This window comes from Microbacterium sediminis (assembly GCF_004564075.1).
In the GTDB taxonomy this organism is placed as follows: Bacteria; Actinomycetota; Actinomycetes; order Actinomycetales; family Microbacteriaceae; genus Microbacterium; species Microbacterium sediminis.
Window position 1 is genome coordinate 558,330 of record NZ_CP038256.1, and the last position, 18,237, is coordinate 576,566.

Here is an 18,237-nt window from a genome sequence, read left to right on the forward strand (position 1 = left end):
GGCCGGGCCGGCGCGCCGGGCTCAGACGAAGGCGCTTATGCCCGTGACGTCGCGGCCGATGAGCAGCGCCTGCACGCTCTCGGTGCCCTCGTAGGTGTGGATCGCCTCGATGTCGGCGAGGTGCTGGATCACGCGGTTCTCGAGCAGGATGCCGTTGCCGCCGAGCACGTCGCGCGCCGTCTGGGCGATCCGGCGGGCCGTGCGCGTGTTGTGGTACTTCGCGAGCGAGGCCTGCGTGGGGCGCAGCGCGCCGGCGGCCTCGATGTCGGCCAGGCGGCGGCAGAACAGCTGCATGCCCGTGAGGTCGGCGAGCATCTGGGTGAGCCGCTCCTGCACCATCTGGAACTTCGCCAGCGGCTTGCCGAACTGCACGCGCTGCGTCGCGTACGACAGCGCGGCCTCGTAGCAGGCGGTGGCGTGGCCGAGCGCCGACCAGGCCACGCCGGAGCGCGTGGCGAACAGCACGCGCGAGGTGTCGGCGAAGGAGTGGGCGCCGGGCAGGCGGGCGTCGTCGGGCACGCGGACGTCGTCGAGCTGGATGTGGGCCTGGTGGATCGCGCGCAGCGACACCTTGCCCTCGATCACGCTCGCCCGGTACCCGGGGGTGTCCTGCTCCACGAGGAAGCAGCCGACCTTGCCGTGGTCCGGATCGGTGGCGTCGTCGATCCGCGCCCATACGAACGTGATGCCGCCGGAGGCGCCGTTGCCGATCCACTTCTTGCCGCCGGAGATCACCCAGTCCGCGCCGTCGCGGCGGGCCGTGGTCTCGAGCGAGGTCGAGTCGGACCCGTGCATCGGCTCGGTCAGCGCGAACGCGCCGAGCACCTGGCCCGTCGCGAGGGGCGTGAGCCATCGCTGCTGCTGCTCCGGGCTGCCGTAGAGGGCGAGCGTGCGCAGCGCGAGGCCGCCCTGGACGGCGAGGATCGTGCCGAGCGAGCCGTCGCCGCGCGAGAGCTCCATGTTCACCAGGCCGGCGGCCAGCGGCGTCATCGGCGTGATCTCGGGGTGCTCGATGCCGTCGGCGTAGAGGTCGAGCTCGCCCATGCGCGGCACCACCTCCAGCGGATACTCCGCGCGGTCCCACGCCTCGGCCATGCGGCCGGAGACCTCGCCCACGAGCGTGCGCGCGCGATTCCAGGCCTCGCGGTCGGCGCCGGAGACATCGGCGAACACCGCGTAGTAGTCGGTGTCGAGGGGCGAGGTCACGTCGTACGGCTCGGTACGGTCGCCGGGGAGGTCACGGGTCACGTCGGTTCACTTCCTTCGCTCGGGGAACGCCACGCCACACGGTAGACGCCGCGCCGCGGGGCGGGCATTCCGTTGTGAGGATCCGACAGCCGTGGGCCGGGGCGGGGGCACGGTAGGATCGTCGGAGACTTCCAGAAAGGCTCGCGATGTTCCTGATCAGCCTCATCCTGTTCCTCGCCGGTTTCGCGGCGTTCGCCGTGGCATTCATGATCACGTCGTTCCAGGGCGTCGTCTTCGCCGCCGGCATCCTGCTGATCTGCGCGGCGATGGCGCTGCCGATCCACGCGCGCTCGGGAGCCAAGCACCAGCGCTGACCCAGACGTTCCGAACGCACCCGCGCCCCTCGGGCCGGGTGCGTTCGTCGTCTCCGGCGCCGCCGCCCCGGGCGCTGCCCGGTGCGCGATTCGGGGCGGTCACCGGCCGGTAGTACGCTTGCCTCTTGGTCGAGTTCGCTCGACGTCGAGACGTTTTCCGCGCCTCCGGCCCCACGCTCCCCACTGAAGGATTCAACGTGGATCTCTACGAGTACCAGGCTCGAGACCTTTTCGAGAAGTACGAGGTGCCAGTTCTCGCCGGCATCGTCGCCGACACCCCCGAGGAGGTGAAGGCAGCAGCGGAGAAGATCGGCGGCGTGGTCGTCGTCAAGGCCCAGGTGAAGACCGGTGGCCGCGGCAAGGCGGGCGGCGTCAAGGTCGCGAAGACCCCCGACGAGGCGTACGAGGCGGCCCAGGCGATCCTCGGCCTCGACATCAAGGGCCACGTCGTCAAGCGCGTCATGGTCGCCCAGGGCGCCGACATCGCCCAGGAGTTCTACTTCTCGGTGCTGCTGGACCGCGCCAACCGCTCGTACCTGTCGCTGTGCAGCGTCGAGGGCGGCATGGAGATCGAGCAGCTCGCGGTCGAGAAGCCCGAGGCGCTCGCGCGCGTCGAGGTCGACCCGCTGCAGGGCATCGACAAGGCCAAGGCGCTCGAGATCGCCCGCGAGGCGAAGTTCCCCGAGGAGCTCGTCGAGAAGGTCGCGGACGTCTTCGTCAAGCTCTACGACGTCTACAAGGGCGAGGACGCCACGCTCGTCGAGGTGAACCCGCTCGTGCTCACCGGCGCCGGCGACATCATCGCCCTCGACGGCAAGGTCACCCTCGACGACAACGGCACCGAGGTGCGCCACCCCGAGCACGAGGAGCTCGAGGACAAGGACGCCGCCGACCCGCTCGAGGCCAAGGCCAAGGCGAACGGCCTCAACTACGTCAAGCTCGACGGCCAGGTCGGCATCATCGGCAACGGCGCGGGCCTGGTCATGTCGACGCTCGATGTCGTCGCCTACGCGGGCGAGAACCACGGCGGCGTGAAGCCGGCGAACTTCCTCGACATCGGCGGTGGCGCGAACGCCCAGGTCATGGCCAACGGCCTCGACGTGATCCTCGGCGACGAGCAGGTCAAGAGCGTCTTCGTGAACGTCTTCGGCGGCATCACCTCGTGCGTGGCCGTCGCGGAGGGCATCGTCAAGGCTCTCGAGATCCTCGGCGACGCGGCGACCAAGCCGCTCGTCGTGCGCCTCGACGGCAACCAGGTCGAGGAGGGTCGCGCGATCCTCGCCGCCGCCAACCACCCGCTCGTCACCCTCGCCGCAGGCATGGACGAGGGCGCCGACAAGGCCGCCGAGCTGGCGAACGCCTGAGCCGCGGATCGGATAAAGGACTAGAGAGATGTCGATCTACCTCAACAAGGACTCCAAGGTCATCGTCCAGGGCATCACCGGCGGCGAGGGCACCAAGCACACCGCCCTCATGCTCAAGGCGGGCACCAACATCGTCGGCGGCGTGAACGCGCGCAAGGCCGGCACCACCGTGACGCACGAGAAGCCCGGCGCGGGCGAGGTCGAGCTGCCGGTCTTCGGATCGGTCAAGGAGGCCATGGAGAAGGCCGGCGCCGACGTGTCGGTCGCCTTCGTGCCGCCGGCCTTCACCAAGGACGCGATGATCGAGGCCATCGACGCCGAGATCCCGCTGCTCGTCGTGATCACCGAGGGCGTGCCCGTCGGCGACACCGCCGAGGCGTGGGCCTACGCCAAGGCCAAGGGCAACAAGACCCGCATCATCGGCCCGAACTGCCCCGGCATCATCACGCCGGGCGAGGCGCTCGCGGGCATCACGCCGGCGAACATCACGGGCAAGGGCCCGATCGGCCTCGTCTCGAAGTCGGGCACGCTCACCTACCAGATGATGTTCGAGCTGAAGGACTTCGGCTTCTCGACCGCCATCGGCATCGGCGGCGACCCGGTCATCGGCACCACGCACATCGACGCGCTCGAGGCGTTCGAGAGCGACCCCGAGACCAAGGCGATCGTCATGATCGGCGAGATCGGCGGCGACGCCGAGGAGCGTGCGGCCGAGTACATCAAGGCGCACGTCACCAAGCCGGTCGTCGGCTACGTGGCGGGCTTCACCGCCCCCGAGGGCAAGACGATGGGCCACGCCGGCGCGATCGTCTCGGGCTCGGCCGGCACCGCCGCCGCGAAGAAGGAGGCCCTCGAGGCCGCCGGCGTCAAGGTCGGCAAGACCCCCAGCGAGACCGCCGCGCTCATGCGCGAGATCATGCAGTCGCTCTGATCCGACTCGCTGCCCGAAGGGCGTCGCTCCTCCCGGGGCGGCGCCCTTCGGCGTTCGCGCCGGTCGCGCTTCGTCTCGGCGCGCTCAGGCGACGGGCGTGAGCGCGAAGACCGGATGCCGCGGCGCGATCGCCTCGAAGGCCGCGAGGTCGTCGTCGGGGCCCGCCGCGACGTGCGGGCGCACGATCGGCACCTTGCGCACGTACGCACGGAGCACCGGGGCGGCGGCGCGCGGGTCGAGCTCCTCGGCCCGCACGCGCTCGGCGCGCGATCCGCGCTGCAGCAGGCCCTCGCCCGCGGCCCGGAGGTTGTGCACCCAGCCCACCGGGCCGTACGGCGCCACGAGGTACCGGCGCCCGTCCCACACGATGGGCGTCACCGGCACCGTGCGCGGCGCGCCGGTGGCGCGGCCGACGACGGTGAGCGACGCGATCCCGCCGGGCGCCAGACCGCGCCGGCCGAGCGCGGCCATGAGGCGATCGATCGCGCGGCGCAGGGGAGTGGATCGGTAGGTGCCCGCCATGGCGCCCAGGCTAGGGCACAGGACGGATTCGCGGCATGGGCGACGGGGATCCGCGCCTCGCGCGCCTAGGCTCGAGAGCGCCCATGCATCGCCTTCTCGTCGCCCTGCTCGCCGCCGTCGATGCCGTCGTCGCGGCGGCCGTCGGCATCGGCGCCGTGCTCGCCCCGCTCACCCTGCTGTGGATCTTCACGTTCGGCGGCACGGCCGACTGGCACGCGCTGTGGCCGGCCTCCGCGCGGATCTGGCAGCTCGGCAACCTCGTGCCCTCGCAGCTCGCGCTCGACGAGACCTACCTGCGCGACGCGGGCCTGCCCGACGAGGCCGGCGCCTTCGCCGTCTCGCTCGCACCGCTCGCCTTCGCCGCCTTCGTGCTGCTGTTCGCGGCGCGCTCCGGCCGCCGCGCCGTCGCGGTCGGCGCCTGGGGCACGGGCGTGGCGGCGGGCGTCGCCACCACCGCCCTGCTCTCGCTCATCGTGATGCTCACCTCGGGCAACCCCGTGGCCTCGGTGCCCGGCTGGGCCGCCGTGCTCGCGCCGACCGGACTCTACGCGGCCGGGGCGCTCGGCGGCGTGATCGCGGCGGCGTGGGACGAGGGCGACACCGGCCCGATCGACCGCCTCCACGATCTCGTCGACCGGCTCCCTCCGTCCTGGCGGGAGCTGCCGGCGCTTGCCGTGCGGGGCGCCGCGATCGTGATCCTCGGGCTCGTCGCGGCCGGCGGCGCCCTCGTGGCGCTGCGCGCCTTCACGCGCGGCGGCGACGTGATCGCCCTGTTCCAGGCCGCGCAGGTCGACGGGCTCGGCGCGGCCGCGCTGACGCTCGCGCACCTCGCGTACCTGCCGACCTTCATCGTGTGGGCGATCTCGTGGATCGCCGGGCCCGGCTTCGCCCTGGGCGCCGGGGCCACGGTCTCGCCCGTGAGCAGCACGGTCGGCCTCGTGCCGGGGATCCCCGTGTTCGGGCTGGTCCCCGAGTCCGGTCATCCGCTGCTGCTGCTGGCCGCGCTCGTGCCGGTGGCGCTCGGCGCGCTCGCCGGGTGGGCGCTGCGGGCGCGCATGGCCGGCGCGCGCGAGGCGGGCGAGGAGCCCGTCGGGCCGCGCGCGCTCGCGGCGGTGGGTGTCGCGGCGCTCTCGGGCGCGGCGGCGGCCCTGCTGGCCGCGGCGGCCTCCGGATCCATCGGACCCGGCCGGCTCGCGCACCTCGGGCCCGAGCCGGGCGCCGTCGCGCTCGCCGTGGGCATCGAGGTGCTCATCGGCGCCGGGATCCTGCTGCTCGGGCCGGTCGTCGGCCGGCCGCGGCCGGACCGCGCGACCGACGACGGCGACGCGTGGCTCACGGCCGACGAGCGGGCGGTCGCCGAGCGCGAGGCCGACTGAGTCCGGGACGGGGGTTCGGTGAGCCGCCGCGCGGCGAACTAGACTGATCCGGTGCTCACCGTCGCCGTCCTCATCTCGGGCACGGGCAGCAATCTCCGCGCCCTCCTGGAGGCCGCGAGCGACCCCTCGTACCCCGCCCGCGTCGTCGTGGTGGGTGCGGACCGGATGGCCGAGGGCCTGCAGCACGCCGCCGACTTCGGGGTGCCCTCGTTCACGGTGCCGTTCCGCGAGTTCGCCTCGCGCGAGGAATGGGGCGCCGAGCTCGCCGATCAGCTGCGGGCGTGGCAGCCCGACCTCATCGTGCTGAGCGGCCTCATGCGCCTGCTGCCGCGCGACGTCGTGGCCGAGTTCGCGCCAAACATCATCAACACCCACCCCGCCTACCTGCCCGAGTTCCCCGGCGCGCACGGCGTCCGCGACGCCCTCGCCGCCGGTGCCGAGCAGACCGGGGCGAGCGTGATCCTCGTCGACGACGGCGTGGACACGGGGCCGATCCTCGCGCAGGAGCGCGTGCCCGTGTTCCCCGGCGACACCGAGGACTCGCTGCACGACCGCATCAAGCCCGTCGAACGACGCCTGCTGATCGACGTGGTCCGCCGCGTCGCCACGGGCGAGCTCGACCTCTCCCACCCCGCCTGACCCAAGGAGCACTCATGGCCGGTCCCCGTCACGACCCCTCGCTGTACCGCGAACGCGATGTGGTGCCGATCCGTCGGGCCCTCATCTCGGTGAGCGACAAGACCGGCCTTCTCGAGCTGGCCGGCGCGCTCGCCGAGGCGGGCGTGGAGATCGTCTCAACCGGCTCGACCGCCGCGATGATCCGCGACGCGGGCCACGCGGTCACCGACGCCGCGGCCGTGACCGGTTTCCCGGAGATGCTCGACGGGCGCGTCAAGACGCTGCACCCGCACGTGCACGGCGGTCTGCTCGCCGACCTGCGCCTCGAGCACCACGAGAGCCAGCTGGCCGAGTTCGGCATCGAGCCCTTCGAGCTCGTCGTCGTCAACCTGTACCCGTTCGTCCAGACCGTCGCCTCGGGCGCGACCGGCGACGACGTGGTCGAGCAGATCGACATCGGCGGCCCCGCGATGGTGCGCGCCTCGGCCAAGAACTTCGCCAACGTCGCGATTGTCGTGGGCCCCGAGTCGTACCCGTCGGTGATCGAGGCGATCGGCCGCGGCGGCACCACCCTCGCCGAGCGCCGCGAGCTCGCCGCGCGCGCGTTCGCGCACACCGCCACGTACGACACCGCCGTGGCCCAGTGGTTCGCGGAGGAGACCCTCACGGGCGAGGCGGTGCTGCCCGATCACCTCACCATCCAGGCCGAGAAGATCAGCGACCTGCGCTACGGCGAGAACTCGCACCAGCGTGCCGCGATCTACTCGCGGGTGGGCGGTCACGGCATCGCCCAGGCCACGCAGCTGCAGGGCAAGGAGATGTCGTACAACAACTACGTCGACGCCGACGCCGCCCTGCGCGCCGCGTACGACATGGTCAAGCCAGCCGTGGCGATCATGAAGCACGCCAACCCGTGCGGCATCGCGGTCGCCGACCCGAAGGCCCTCGACCCGATCGCCTCCGCCCACCTGCGCGCGCACGAGTGCGACCCGCTGTCGGCGTTCGGCGGCGTCATCGCGGCCAACCGCACCGTCACCCTGAAGATGGCCGAGAACCTGCGCGACATCTTCACCGAGGTGATCGTGGCCCCCGGCTTCGAGCCGGCCGCGCTCGAGGTCTTCAAGGAGAAGAAGAACCTCCGCCTGCTGCAGCTGCCCGACGACTGGCAGCAGGAGCGCATGGACGTTCGCCTCGTGTCGGGCGGCCTGCTGCTGCAGGACGCCGACCTGTTCGATCGCAACATCGAGGCCATCCCCGAGAAGTGGCAGCTCGTCGCCGGCGAGAAGCCCGAGGACGTGCGCCTCGAGGACCTCGTGTTCGCCTGGAAGGCGTGCCGCGCGGTCAAGTCGAACGCCATCGTGCTCGCCAAGAACGCCGCCACGGTGGGGATCGGCATGGGTCAGGTCAACCGCGTGGACTCGTGCAAGCTGGCCGTCGAGCGGGCCGGCGACCGGGCCGAGGGATCGATCGCCGCCTCGGACGCGTTCTTCCCGTTCTCGGACGGCCCCGAGGTGCTCATGAACGCCGGCGTCCGCGTCATCATCCAGCCCGGTGGCTCGGTGCGCGACGAGGAGACGATCGCCCTCGCGAACGAGCGCGGCGTCACGATGTACTTCACGGGCGAGCGCCACTTCTTCCACTGAGGCCGGTTGCGGCGGTCGCATCATCTGCGGCGGAGCGGCCGCGGGCCGCGATGTCCGATTCCCGCGAGGGCGGGGTGGGGTGGCGTGACAGGCTGGGGACATGACCCTGGCGATGACGTTCGAGGAGCGGTACCGCGCGATCGATGCGCGTGACGCCCGCTTCGACGGGCAGTTCGTCACGGCGGTGCGCTCGACCGGCATCTACTGCCGGCCGAGCTGCCCCGCCCGCACGCCGAAGCCGTCGAACGTGACGTTCTACCCGACGAGCGCCGCGGCGCACGAGGCGGGGTATCGGGCGTGCAAGCGCTGCCTGCCCGAGGCGGCGCCGGGGTCGCCGCAGTGGAACCTGCGCGGCGACGTGGCGGCGCGCGCGATGCGCCTCATCGCCGACGGCGTGGTGGAGCGCGAGGGCGTGGCGGGGCTCGCGGCGCGGCTCGGATACTCCAGCCGGCACCTGACCCGGCTGCTCACGGCGGAGCTCGGCGCCGGCCCGCTGGCGCTCGCGCGGGCCCACCGCGCGCACACGGCGCGCCTGCTGCTCGTGGGCACCGACCTGCCAGCGACGGACGTCGCGTTCTCGGCGGGGTTCGCCAGCGTGCGGCAGTTCAACGACACCCTGCGCGAGGTGTTCGCGATGACGCCCCTCGAGCTGCGCGCCCGCCGCCGCGGCGGGCCGGTGGCCACCGGGATCGACCTGGCGCTGCCGGTGCGCGCGCCCTTCGACGCCGCGGGCCTGTTCGCGTGGATGGGGGCGCGCGCCCTTCCCGGCATGGAGGAGGCGAGCGCGACATCGTTCGCCCGGACCCTGCGGATGCCGCGCGGCGCCGCCTGGTTCCGCGTCCGCACCGAGGGCGCGCGCGTGCGCCTGGAGGCCCGGCTGCAGCACCCGGGGGATCTCGCCGCGCTCGTCTCGCGCGTGCGCCGCCTGTTCGACCTCGATGCCGATCCCCACGCGGTCGACGCGGCCCTCGCCGCCCACTCCGAGCTCGCGCCCCACGTGCGCGCGGTGCCGGGCATGCGGCTCCCGGGCGCCGCCGATCCGCACGAGATGCTGATCCGCGCCATGATCGGCCAGCAGATCAGCGTGCCCGCCGCCCGCACCCACCTCACCCGCCTCGTCGAGGCGCTCGGCGAGCGCGTCGAGCTCGCGGGGGAGCAGCGGCTGCTGTTTCCCACCATGACGGCGATCGCCGAGCGCGGCCACGAGGTCCTCCGCGGACCGGCGGCGCGCATCCGCGCGATCGTCGCGGTGGCCGGCGCGCTGGCGTCGGGCGAGGTGGTGCTCACGGGAGCGGACGATCCGGCGCAGCAGCGCGCGTCGCTGCTCGCGCTGCCCGGCATCGGGCCCTGGACCGCCGACTACGTGCGCATGCGGGTCAGCGGCGACCCCGACGTGCTGCTGCCCGGCGACGTGGCGCTGCGCGCGGGTGCCGCGGCCGCGGGCGTGCCGGCCGATCCGGCGGGCCTGGTCGCCTGGGGCGAGCGCGTGGCCCCGTGGCGCTCCTACCTGTCGATGCACCTGTGGCGCCTGGCCGCCCCACCGAAGGAGAACACCCATGTCTGATGCCGTCATCGAGACCATCGACACGGCCGACGGCCCGTTCACGCTCGTCGCCGCAGACGGCGCCGTCCTCGCCTCCGGATGGACGGACGATCGGGCGGCGGTGCTGGGGCGCATCCATGCGTCGCTGCGGCCGGCCGCGGTGCGCGACGGCGAGACCGGCGCGGGCGAGGCCGTCCGCGCGTACTACGACGGCGATCTCGCCGCGATCGACACCGTCGCGGTGCGGCAGCGCGCCACCGCGCTGCAGGCGCGCGGCTGGGAGGCGCTGCGCCGCATCCGGCCCGGGGCCCCGCTCAGCTACACCGACTTCGCCGCGGCCCTCGGCGCGCCGAGCGCGGTGCGAGCCGCGGCGTCGATCTGCGCCCGCAACGCCCCGGCGCTGTTCGTGCCCTGCCACCGCGTGCTGCGCGGCGACGGCTCCCTCGGCGGCTTCGCCTGGGGCCTCGACGTCAAGCGCTCGCTGCTGCGGCGCGAGGCGGCTCAGCGCCCCACGGCGTAGCCGTAGCCGCCGCGGGGGTTCGCCGCCGCGCCCAGCCATCCGGTGGCCGGGTCGCGCGTGACGGCCGAGAGCCGGCCCTGCGTCCACGATCCCGTGACCGTCACGCGGTGGCCTCGCGCCTTGAGCGCGGCGATCGTGTCGGCCCCGAGGCGGTCCTCCGCCACGGCGCCGGCCGGCTCCCACGTGCGGGGCCAGAACGAGCCGTGGAACGACGTCGAATGGATCGCGGGCGCGTCGATCGCCTGCTGGGGCGTGTACCCGCCGACGATCGTGCGCAGCAGGTAGAGCAGCTGCCACTGGTCCTGCTGGTCGCCGCCCGGCGAGCCCAGCGCGGTCACGGCCGCGCCGTCGCGCAGCACGAGCGTGGGCGTGAGCGTCGTGCGCGGCCGCTTGCCCGGTCGCAGCGTGGAGGGCAGGCCCTCCTCGAGCCACGTCATCTGCAGCCGCGTGCCGAGGCAGAAGCCGAGCTCCGGGATCGTCGGCGACGACTGCAGCCAGCCGCCGGACGGCGTGGCTGAGACGATGTTGCCCCAGCGGTCGACCACGTCGATGTGGCAGGTGTCGCCACGCGTCTCGCCGGTGGGCATCACCACCGGCTCGCCGTCGCGTCGCGCGTCCCGCTCCTCGCGGGTCTGCGCCATGGTGGGCTCGCCGAACACCCCGGCGGCGGCACCGGCCGGCGGCGTGTAGGTCTCGCGCAGCGGCGGCAGCGCCTCGTCGAGCCCGGGGCGCACCGCGGTCGAGGCGGTGTCGCCGATGAGCGCGCGGCGCTGCGCGAGGTATTCGTCGGACAGCAGCCGCGCGAGGCGGGCGGGGTCGAGATCGTCGCCGAACGAGGCGTCGCGGTCGGCGAAGGCGAGCTTGATCGCCTCGAGAATCGTGTGGGCGCCGTCAGGATGCGACGGGTCGAGCAGCTCGTCGTCGAGCGGCTCGAGCATGCCGAGGACCTGCAGCAGCGCCGGCCCCTGGGTCCACGCGCCCGCCTTGGCGATCGTGTGGCCGCGGAACTCGCGCGTCACGGCGGGCTCGTACGATGCGTCGAACGCCGCGATGTCGTCCGCCGTGATCACGCCCGCGTGGTCGGTGCCGGGGGAGTGGCGGTGGGGCGTGCGGACGAACGCATCGATCGCCTCGGCCACGAAGCCCTCCTTCCACGCGCGGCGGGCGGCGTCGACGCGCTCCTCGCGCGTGCCGGCGCCCTCGCCGGCATGGACGAGCCGATCGAGCACCGCGGCGTAGGCCTCGTTGCGCACGATGTCGCCGCCGGCCGGGGCGGCACCGCCGTGCATCCACAGCTCGGCCGAGGTCGCCCAGTGCTCGCGGAAGAGGTCGGAGACGCGATCGATCGCCGCCGCGGCGCCCGCCGCGATCGGGTGGCCGTGGCGCGCGTAGCCGATCGCGAAGGCCAGCACCTCGGCGAGCTCCCACGTGCCGTGATCGCGCAGCAGCAGCAGCCAGGCATCGACCGCGCCCGGGACGGCGGCCGCGAGGGCGCCGGCCCCCGGCACGAGCTCGAGCCCCTCGGCGAGGAAGTGCTCGCGGGTGGCGCCGGCGGGCGCCGGGCCCTGGCCCATGAGCACGACGGGCGTCCCCGGCTCCTCGGCCGTGGCGAACATCGCGACGAGGTCGCCGCCCGGGCCGTTCAGGTGCGGCTCCACCACGTGCAGCACGAACGCGCCGGCCACCGACGCATCGAACGCGTTGCCGCCGCGCTCGAGCACCGCCATCGCCGCCGAGCTGGCGAGGAAGTGCGTCGAGCCGACCATGCCGAAGCTCCCCGCGAGGTCGGGGCGGGTGGTGAACGGCTGCGGCGGCGTGTACGTCATGGCTCCACCCTATGCAGGCCCGCGCGGCGGGGTTGCGGCCCGAGCTCTCGACTCGTCGCTTCGCTCCTCGCTCGAGCCGTCTCGGCTCGCTTCGCTCGCTCGACGAGCCCGGGTGGTTGCTGCTCGGCTCGCGCGCTCCACGAGCCCGGGTGATCACGGCTCGTCGACCGGGGGCGCGCAGCGCCGGAGCGGAGACCGGGCCCCTGGAGTTGGAGGCTCCGCGCGTCGCGAATGCGACGTGTGGAGGGACGACAGGGCCGAGCGCAGCGCCGAAGGCGCGGAGTCGAGACCGCGGCTTCATCTCTGCTGCCGCGCGGCGCCGAAGGCGCGGAGTCGAGGCCGCGGCAGAGACCCCACGCGCCTGTTGCAGGCGTTCATAGCGGGGGCATAGTCTGGAGGGCTGTCGCGTTCGCGACCATCCCCCGCACCGCTGCGTCGTGCGCCTTCCGCGCGCATTCCCGCGCTCCGCTCGAACGAGGATCATGTCCGCAACGCCCTCCCCGCAACGACTGTCGACTCCGCGCGCGCTCGCCCGGCTGCTCACGTTCGCCCGCCCCGTCCTCGTCCGGCTCGGCCTCGGCGGCCTCAGCGCGCTCGGCGCCGCCGTCGTGGCCCTGCTCATCCCCATCACGCTGGAGTGGGTGGTCGCCGGGCCGATCGCCTCGGGCGCGACCACCGCGGTGATCGGCGGCGCCCTCATCGTGCTCGGGCTGGGGCTCGCGGAGGCCGGGTTCTCGTACCTGCGCCGCTGGCTCGTGCTCGGCCCGGCCACGTCGGTGGAGTTCACGATCCGCCGCACGTTCTACGACCGTCTGCAGCACCTCCCGGTCGAGTTCCACGACCGCTGGCAGGGCGGGCAGCTGCTCAGCCGCATGATGCAGGACATCGGCCTCATCCGCCGCTGGACCGCGTTCGGTCTGATCATGCTCGTGGTCAACATGCTCACGATCGTGATCGGCTACGTGCTGCTGTTCCAGTGGCACTGGCTGCTCGGCGTGATCTTCATCGTCTCCGCCGTGCCGCTGTGGATCCAGGGCTTCCTCTTCGAGCGCACCTACGGGTCGCTCTCGCGCCAGAGCCAGGATCAGCAGGGCGACCTGGCCACGAGCGTCGAGGAGTCGGTGCACGGCATCCGCGTGCTGAAGGCCTTCGGCCGCGGCGGCCACGCCCTGCGCAGCTTCGTGCGCCAGGCCGAGAGCCTGCGCCAGATCGAGATGCGCAAGGCGCGCTCCATCGGCGTCATCGACTTCTGGCTCGTGCTGATGCCGGAGCTGTCGTTCGCTGTCTCGCTGCTCGTGGGCATCTGGCTCGCGGTGCAGGGCGAGGTCACCGTGCCGCAGCTCGTGGCCTTCTTCGCGATGGCCGCCACGCTGCGGTGGCCGATCGAGTCGATCGGCTTCCTCTTCTCCTTCCTGCTCGACGCGCGCACCGCCACCGACCGCATCTTCGAGGTGTTCGACGCGCACAACGCGATCACCGATCCGGAGCACCCCGTCACGATCGACGAGCCGAGGGGCGCGCTCGCGTTCGAGGGCGTGCACTTCCGCTACCAGGACGCCGGGGAGGCGGAGCCCGACCTGTTGAATGGGATCGACCTGTCCCTGCGCCCGGGCGAGACGATGGCGCTCGTCGGCCTCACCGGATCGGGCAAGACGACCCTGACCACCCTCCCCACGCGCCTGTACGACGTGACGGGCGGGCGGGTCACGCTCGACGGCGTCGACGTGCGCGACCTGCGGCTGGTCGAGCTGCGCCGGCACATCGCCACGGCGTTCGAGGACGCCACGCTGTTCTCGGCGTCGGTGCGCGAGAACGTGTTGCTGGGCCGGGATGACCTCGACCCCGCCTCGCCTGAGGCCGAGCGCGTGCTGCGCGAGGCGCTCGATGTCGCGCAGGCGTCGTTCGTCGACGATCTGCCCGACGGCGTGGAGACGCAGATCGGCGAGGAGGGGCTGAGCCTCTCGGGTGGCCAGCGCCAGCGGCTGGCGCTCGCCCGCGCGGTCGCGGCGCGACCGGTCGTGCTGGTGATGGACGATCCGCTGTCGGCGCTCGACGTCGACACCGAGGAGCGCGTGCAGACCGAGCTGCGCCGGGTGCTCGACACCACCACCGCGCTCATCGTGGCCCATCGCCCCTCGACCGTGGCGCTCGCCGACCGCGTGGCGCTGCTCGAGGGTGGGCGCATCACCGCCGTGGGCACGCACAGCGAGCTGATGGCCACGAGCGACCACTACCGCTCGGTGATCTCCAGCTTCGAGCGCGAGGTGCAGGAGGAGCGCGAGCTGATGTCGCCGAACCCGACCTCGGAGCTCGATCTGCTGGCGGTGCAGGAGGCGATGTCCGCGCGAGGAGCGGACCGCGACGACGAGGAGAACGCGCGATGAGCGGCACCGTGCACGGCGTGGGCGGCGAGGACCGCACCGACTACACGCGCGAGGAGTCCAAGGCGATCCGCCGGCGGTCGCTGCGGCTGCTGGGCTCCCTCATCGCGCCCCTGAAGGCCCGCGTGGCGGTCGTGGCGATCGTCGTCGTGGCGCAGACCGCGCTGCGCGTGCTGGGCCCCGCGCTGCTGGGGCTCGGCCTGAACGAGGCCCTGCCGGCGGTGCGCGATGGCGGCGACTGGACGCTCGCGTGGGTGGTCGGGGTCACCTACGTCGTCACGGCCGTCCTCGGCGCCGCGCTGCTGATGTGGTACGACGTGCTCGTCGCGCGCGTGACGCAGGACATCCTGCTCGAGCTGCGCACGCGCATGTTCCGCCACACGCAGCGGCTGAGCATGGAGTTCCACGAGACCTACACCTCGGGGCGCATCATCTCGCGCCAGACGAGCGATCTCGAGACGATCCGCGAGTTGCTGGGCGGCGGCCTCACCGACCTCATCAACGGCGTGCTCTACGGCGTCTTCACGCTCGTCGCGCTGACGATCTGGGACTGGCAGTCCAGCGTGATCATCCTGCTCGCCGGCATCCCGCTGGCCCTGCTGATGCGCTGGTTCTACAAGCGCTCGCAGGAGGCATACCGCTTCTCGCGCGTCGCCAGCGCGCGCCTGATCGTGAAGTTCGTCGAGACGATGACGGGCATCCGCGCGGGCAAGGCGTTCCGCGCCGAGCCGCGCAACGAGGTGGAGTTCGGGCAGCTCGCGAGCGACTACCGCGACGCCAACATGCGCTCCATCCGCATCTTCGGCACGTTCGAGCCGGGGCTCATGGCGATCTCGGCCTTCGCGATCGGCACGGTCGTGCTGTGGGGCGGCGTGCGGATCACCTGGGGCGAGTTCACCGTGGGCGCGCTGCTGACGGTGGTGCTCTACACCCGCAACTTCTTCCTGCCGCTGCAGGGCGTGGCGATGTTCCTCAACTCGTTCCAGGCGGCCGCCGCCGCGCTCGAGAAGGTGTCGGGCGTGCTCGAGGTGGAGCCCACGGTGCCCGACCCGACGCACCCGACGCCGCTGCCCGACGCGCGCGGTCACGTGGTGCTCGACGAGGTGACCTTCGGCTACGGCGCCGGCCGCACGATCCTGCCGGAGTTCACGCTCGACATCCCGGCCGGGCAGACGGTCGCCCTCGTGGGCACGACGGGCGCGGGCAAGTCGACGCTCGCCAAGCTCGTCTCGCGCTTCTACGACCCGACCGAGGGGCGCGTCATGCTCGACGGCGTCGACCTGCGCGAGCTCGACGCCCGCGACCTGCGCCGCGCGATCGTCATGGTCACGCAGGAGGCGTACCTGTTCAGCGGCACGGTCGCCGACAACATCGCGCTCGGCCGCCCGGACGCCTCGCTCGACGAGATCGTCGCCGCGGCCGAGGCTGTGGGTGCCGACGGCTTCATCCGCAGCCTCCCCGACGGGTACCACACCGACGTCAACAAGCGCGGCGGCCGCGTCTCGGCGGGCCAGCGCCAGCTGATCTCGTTCGCGCGGGCGTTCCTCGCGAACCCGGCGGTGCTCATCCTCGACGAGGCGACGGCGTCGCTCGACATCCCGTCGGAGCGGGCGATCCAGGAGGCGCTCCAGACGCTGCTGGCCGATCGCACGGCGATCATCATCGCGCACCGGCTCTCGACCGTCGCGATCGCCGATCGCGTGCTCGTCATGGAGCACGGCCGGATCATCGAGGACGGCGCACCCGAGACGCTGATCGCCGGCACGGGCAAGTTCGCGCAGCTGCACGCCGCCTGGCGCGAGTCGCTCGTCTGATCCGGCGGGGAAAAGCGGCGACGGAGTCTCGTTGGGGGAGGGGGATACGAGACCCCGCCGCCGGTCGGAGCCAGGACGCGCGCGAACACACGGCCTGAAGTCGGGTGCGGAGGGCGCGGCGGTCAGAAGCGGATCGCCGCGACTACCTCACCGTACTCGGTCTCGCCGACCGGCGCGAAGCCCACACGCAGGAAGAACGCCTCCGGGCCGCCCTCGCCGGGCTCGTAGATGACGTTGACGTGGTCGAGGCCCCGCGAGCGGGCCTCGTCGACCAGCGCGCCGACGGCGAAGCGGCCGATGCCGCGACCCTGGTCGTCGGCGTCGACGTTGATGCGCCACAGCACCGAGTCGAACAGGTCGACGGGGGATTCCGGGTCGAAGTTCGCGCTGATGAAGGCGACCACCTCGTCGCCGTCGAGCACGACGCGCTGCCACGTGGTGCGCGGATCGAGCACGGTGGCGGCGATGCCGTACGACACCGGCGCGAGGAACTCCTCCTGCCCCGGTCGGAGGGACAGGTTGTTCACCGCGACGATCGTGCCGGCGGAGAGCTCCTCGAGGCGCAGTTCCGTCATATCCACAGGGTAGGGGATGCGCGGGCCCCGCGGGCCGGTCAGTTCTGGACGGTGACCTCGGTGCCGGTCTGCGCGAAGTAGTACATGAATTTCGCGGCCTCGATGGTCATGTTGACGCAGCCGTGGCTCATGCGGGCGCCCGGGCCGAAGTTGCTGTGCCAGTACGTGCCGTGGAAGCCCTGGTCGCCGTTGAAATACGTCACCCAGGGCACGTTGCCCGTGCAGTAGTCGAACTTGCCGCCGGGCACGAAGTTGCCGTTCGCGTCGCACGAGCCCATGTGCTGGATGGTGAGCTGGCCGTAGACCGTGAAGTTGCCGTTCTGCGTCTCGTAGATGCCGCCCGTGCCGAGCGCGATCGGGTCGGAGCGCACCAGCTGGCCGTTCTCGTACGAGTACGTCATGCCGTCGCTCTTGTCGACCACGACGCGGCGGAACAGCTCCTGCGTCTGGTAAGGCACGACCTCGCCCTCGAGCTCGAAGCGCAGGTCGCCCTCCTGCAGCGAGGCGGCGATCTGGTCGGCGAGGCCGTCGGTGCTCGTGATCCCGAAGCCGTCCTGGCCCTCCTGGATCACGCGCAGGTGCGTGCCGGCCGAGTTCGTGACGACCTTCTCGTCGACGACGTCCTGGTTCACCCGCTCGGGCAGATCGGTGATCGACTGCTCGATCTTGGCCGTGTCGGCGGTCACGACGAAGCCGCCCGTCGCGGGGTCGGCCTCGATCGTCGTCCACCCGGCGATGGTCTGCAGCGGCAGCTCCTCGGCGCGCTTGTCGCCCAGGTAGAAGCCGGCGTCCGCGGCCTGCGCGTTGAGCGCGGCGGCGAACTCGTCGGCGGCCGCCGTGGTGACCGCGGCGGGGACCTCGACGGTGCCGACCTCGACGGAGATCGCGTCGTCCCCGGCGGCGAGGGCCGCGCTGAGGTCGGCCGCGAGGGCGTCGAAGTCGGGGCCGGAGCCCGGCTCGGCCGGGACCGTGACGTAGGCGGTGGACTCGAACACGACCTGTGCGTCGACGGGCTCCACGAACAGCTCGGGGGCGGCCGTCTCGAGCGCCTCGGTCGCCACCTCGGCGTCGATCGTGACGGGCGCCTCGATGCCCTCGGGGTTCCAGGCGCCGACGTTCCACAGCGGGTGCTCGGAGAAGGCCTGCTCGGCGGCGGCCTTCGCGTCGACGGAGGCGCCGATCTCGGCGCCCGTGAGCGTGACGCCGCCCACCGTGACCTCGGCGTCGGCCACGCGCTTCGCGATCGCGTCGGCGGCGGTGCCCACGGTGTGGAAGCCGACGGGGGCGCCCGCTACGACGACGCCGGGCGCGATGAGGATCGCGGCGGCGACGGCGGCGCCCGCGGCGATGAGTCCGGCGGGGATGCCCAGGCCGAGCCACAGGCCTTTGCGGCTGCGCTTCTCCGGCTCGTGCGCGCCCGCGTCGAACGCCGCTGCGTCGAGAGCCGTCGTGGCCCCGTCGTCCGCCGAGTCGATCGGCTTCGTCGCGAGGTCGGTCATGTGTGTCCCCCCGTGTGGTCCCGCCGCGCCTGTGGGCGCAGGAGTGTACCGGTCTGTCAATGG

The 18,237-nt window shown here is 72.8% G+C and carries 15 protein-coding genes; 10 read left to right on the top strand and 5 right to left on the bottom strand.

Annotated elements, in window-relative coordinates; all coding sequences use genetic code 11:
• Positions 1–21: 21 nt before the first annotated feature.
• Positions 22–1,248 (bottom strand): acyl-CoA dehydrogenase family protein, encoded by a 1,227-nt coding sequence (locus tag E3O41_RS02740; RefSeq protein WP_067027604.1) that lies wholly within the window; start codon positions 1,246–1,248, stop codon positions 22–24.
• 146 nt (positions 1,249–1,394) lie between these two features.
• Here E3O41_RS02740 and E3O41_RS14090 point away from each other — a divergent pair, with 146 nt between their 5' ends.
• From E3O41_RS14090 to sucD, 3 genes are all read left to right on the top strand, one after another.
• Positions 1,395–1,562 carry a hypothetical protein gene (locus tag E3O41_RS14090; protein WP_158231532.1) on the top strand — a complete coding sequence of 56 codons (168 nt, stop codon included), beginning with the start codon at positions 1,395–1,397 and terminating at the stop codon, positions 1,560–1,562.
• A gap of 197 nt (positions 1,563–1,759) precedes the next feature.
• The gene (sucC, locus tag E3O41_RS02745; protein WP_067027602.1) at positions 1,760–2,926 is read left to right on the top strand and encodes an ADP-forming succinate--CoA ligase subunit beta; all 1,167 of its coding nucleotides are present in this window, start codon (positions 1,760–1,762) and stop codon (positions 2,924–2,926) included.
• Between the two features lie 28 nt (positions 2,927–2,954).
• The gene (gene sucD, locus E3O41_RS02750) at positions 2,955–3,857 is read left to right on the top strand and encodes a succinate--CoA ligase subunit alpha (protein WP_067027600.1); all 903 of its coding nucleotides are present in this window, start codon (positions 2,955–2,957) and stop codon (positions 3,855–3,857) included.
• Positions 3,858–3,941: 84 nt separating this feature from the next.
• Here the strand turns inward: sucD and E3O41_RS02755 are convergent, their stop codons facing one another.
• Positions 3,942–4,379: a nitroreductase family deazaflavin-dependent oxidoreductase gene (locus E3O41_RS02755; RefSeq protein WP_067027597.1), complete on the bottom strand. Its 438-nt coding sequence runs from the start codon at positions 4,377–4,379 to the stop codon at positions 3,942–3,944.
• An 83-nt stretch (positions 4,380–4,462) separates the two neighbouring features.
• Between E3O41_RS02755 and E3O41_RS02760 the strand changes: the two genes are divergently transcribed.
• From E3O41_RS02760 to E3O41_RS02780, 5 genes are all read left to right on the top strand, one after another.
• Entirely contained in the window at positions 4,463–5,755 is a 1,293-nt protein-coding gene (locus tag E3O41_RS02760) for a cell division protein PerM (protein ID WP_179954883.1), read from the top strand.
• Between the two features lie 51 nt (positions 5,756–5,806).
• Positions 5,807–6,394 carry a phosphoribosylglycinamide formyltransferase gene (gene purN / locus E3O41_RS02765; protein ID WP_067027592.1) on the top strand — a complete coding sequence of 196 codons (588 nt, stop codon included), beginning with the start codon at positions 5,807–5,809 and terminating at the stop codon, positions 6,392–6,394.
• A gap of 14 nt (positions 6,395–6,408) precedes the next feature.
• Positions 6,409–8,016: a bifunctional phosphoribosylaminoimidazolecarboxamide formyltransferase/IMP cyclohydrolase gene (gene purH / locus E3O41_RS02770; RefSeq protein WP_135011984.1), complete on the top strand. Its 1,608-nt coding sequence runs from the start codon at positions 6,409–6,411 to the stop codon at positions 8,014–8,016.
• A gap of 100 nt (positions 8,017–8,116) precedes the next feature.
• Positions 8,117–9,580, top strand: a complete 1,464-nt coding sequence (locus E3O41_RS02775) for an AlkA N-terminal domain-containing protein (RefSeq protein ID WP_067027588.1) — start codon at positions 8,117–8,119, stop codon at positions 9,578–9,580.
• The gene (locus tag E3O41_RS02780; protein ID WP_067027586.1) at positions 9,573–10,079 is read left to right on the top strand and encodes a methylated-DNA--[protein]-cysteine S-methyltransferase; all 507 of its coding nucleotides are present in this window, start codon (positions 9,573–9,575) and stop codon (positions 10,077–10,079) included. Before E3O41_RS02775 ends, E3O41_RS02780 begins: the two co-directional genes overlap by 8 nt.
• Here E3O41_RS02780 and E3O41_RS02785 read toward each other — a convergent pair.
• Positions 10,061–11,905, bottom strand: a complete 1,845-nt coding sequence (locus tag E3O41_RS02785) for a gamma-glutamyltransferase family protein (RefSeq protein ID WP_067027584.1) — start codon at positions 11,903–11,905, stop codon at positions 10,061–10,063. The two genes, E3O41_RS02780 and E3O41_RS02785, sit on opposite strands and share 19 nt — an antisense overlap.
• Before the next feature lie 482 nt (positions 11,906–12,387).
• Here E3O41_RS02785 and E3O41_RS02790 point away from each other — a divergent pair, with 482 nt between their 5' ends.
• Together E3O41_RS02790 and E3O41_RS02795 are read left to right on the top strand one after the other, a co-directional pair.
• On the top strand, positions 12,388–14,289 hold the full coding sequence (locus E3O41_RS02790) for an ABC transporter ATP-binding protein (RefSeq protein ID WP_067027582.1): 1,902 nt from the start codon (positions 12,388–12,390) through the stop codon (positions 14,287–14,289).
• Positions 14,286–16,100: an ABC transporter ATP-binding protein gene (locus tag E3O41_RS02795; protein WP_067027580.1), complete on the top strand. Its 1,815-nt coding sequence runs from the start codon at positions 14,286–14,288 to the stop codon at positions 16,098–16,100. Before E3O41_RS02790 ends, E3O41_RS02795 begins: the two co-directional genes overlap by 4 nt.
• Positions 16,101–16,222: 122 nt before the next feature.
• Here the strand turns inward: E3O41_RS02795 and E3O41_RS02800 are convergent, their stop codons facing one another.
• Both E3O41_RS02800 and E3O41_RS02805 read right to left on the bottom strand, forming a co-directional pair.
• The gene (locus E3O41_RS02800; RefSeq protein WP_067027578.1) at positions 16,223–16,675 is read right to left on the bottom strand and encodes a GNAT family N-acetyltransferase; all 453 of its coding nucleotides are present in this window, start codon (positions 16,673–16,675) and stop codon (positions 16,223–16,225) included.
• Between the two features lie 38 nt (positions 16,676–16,713).
• The gene (locus E3O41_RS02805) at positions 16,714–18,174 is read right to left on the bottom strand and encodes a L,D-transpeptidase family protein (protein WP_162303963.1); all 1,461 of its coding nucleotides are present in this window, start codon (positions 18,172–18,174) and stop codon (positions 16,714–16,716) included.
• Between the last annotated feature and the right edge of the window lie 63 nt (positions 18,175–18,237).